The organism is Nonomuraea antri (assembly GCF_013283785.1).
Taxonomy (GTDB): Bacteria; Actinomycetota; Actinomycetes; order Streptosporangiales; family Streptosporangiaceae; genus Nonomuraea; species Nonomuraea antri.
This window is the reverse complement of record NZ_JABCPZ010000537.1, coordinates 1-1,306: the sequence shown is the minus strand read 5'-3', so window position 1 is coordinate 1,306 and position 1,306 is coordinate 1. Positions and strand designations below refer to the sequence as shown.

Here is a 1,306-nt window from a genome sequence, read left to right as displayed (position 1 = left end):
GGCCCAGACCGATCCCCCCGCCCCGGCCAAGACCGACCCGCCGAAGCCGCGCTGACCACTCGTGGCCGCGTCGCCTGCTTCGCGGTTGATCGCGCAGGCAGGACGTGAGCTGCTCAGGTTCGACGTCCTGCATCCGGGCCGGGAGAGCGCCGACTTTCTGGGCGAGGCGCAGTTCTCGCAGTCGATCAGGCGGCAGTGCGCGCTGGCGGTGGACCGCGTCGAGGCGTATCGGCGGACGTTCGTCGACGTCGCCGCCGTCTCGGACTTCCTCTTCGCCTCGATGCCGGCTCGTCCGACGCCGTGGGATCGGTATCACGCCGGGGTCGCGGCCGCGCTGGCCGGTGCCGCCGAAGCCGCGCGCGCACACTTCGCGGCCGTGCTGGACGAGGACGCCGACGGCCTCAAGTGGCTCGCCGACCTGCAGGCCGGGACCCGCGCCTGCGTCGAGCCGACCGGCGATCGCGAGGCGTTCCGCGCCTGGGCCGCGGCGGCGGTCGCGGACGCGCGACGGCGACTCGAACTCCCGGATCAGCGGGCGACCACGTACTAGGCGAAGGCCGGCGCGATGGGACCGCCGTGCTGTGTCAGTGGCCGCGTCAGGGCGGCATCGGTTCCGTATCAGAGCCTCCCGCGAAGGTGAACGTCATGAGCGGGGCGCACCGGCCCGCGGAGACACCTACGGCAGGGAGATCGACCATGAGCGTGAACGACAACGGCTTCTCGGCGGCCGGGCTGCGCAGGATGCGTGACACCCTGGCCAGGCACGTCGACTCCGGACGCATCCCGGGCCTGGTCGCTCTGGTCAGCCGGGGCGAGGAGACCCACGTCGAAGTTCTCGGCACGATGCGCCACGAAGGCGGCGCCCCGATGAGCCGTAACACGATTTTCCGCATGGCGTCCACGTCCAAGCCGGTCACGGCGGCCGCGGCGATGGTGCTGGTGGATGAGTGCCGGTTGCGGTTCGACGACCCGGTTGACCGGTGGCTGCCGGAGCTGGCCGATCGGCGGGTGCTCGCCCGTATCGACGCCCCCCTCGATGAGACGGTTCCGGCGCGCCGTCCGATCACCGTGCGGGACGTGCTCACCTCCACCTTCGGGCTCGGCATGGACATGACCTCGATCGGCACCCCGATCATGAACGCGGTCTTCGAACAGGGCCTGACCCCCAACCTGCCCACTCCGATGCCCGAACCCGATGAGTGGATGCGCCGCCTGGGCGAACTGCCCCTCATGCACCAGCCCGGCCAGCGCTGGCAGTACCAGATCAGCAACGACCTGCTCGGCGTCCTGGTCTCCCGCGTCACCG

At 71.2% G+C, this 1,306-nt stretch carries 2 protein-coding genes; both read left to right on the top strand.

What is annotated here, in order from left to right:
* Nucleotides 1-85 precede the first annotated feature (85 nt).
* On the top strand, nucleotides 86-550 hold the full coding sequence (locus HII36_RS55205) for a hypothetical protein (protein ID WP_173531390.1): 465 nt from the start codon (nucleotides 86-88) through the stop codon (nucleotides 548-550).
* A gap of 146 nt (nucleotides 551-696) precedes the next feature.
* On the top strand, nucleotides 697-1,306 hold a 610-nt coding region (locus tag HII36_RS55200; protein ID WP_173531389.1), incomplete at its 3' end, for a serine hydrolase domain-containing protein.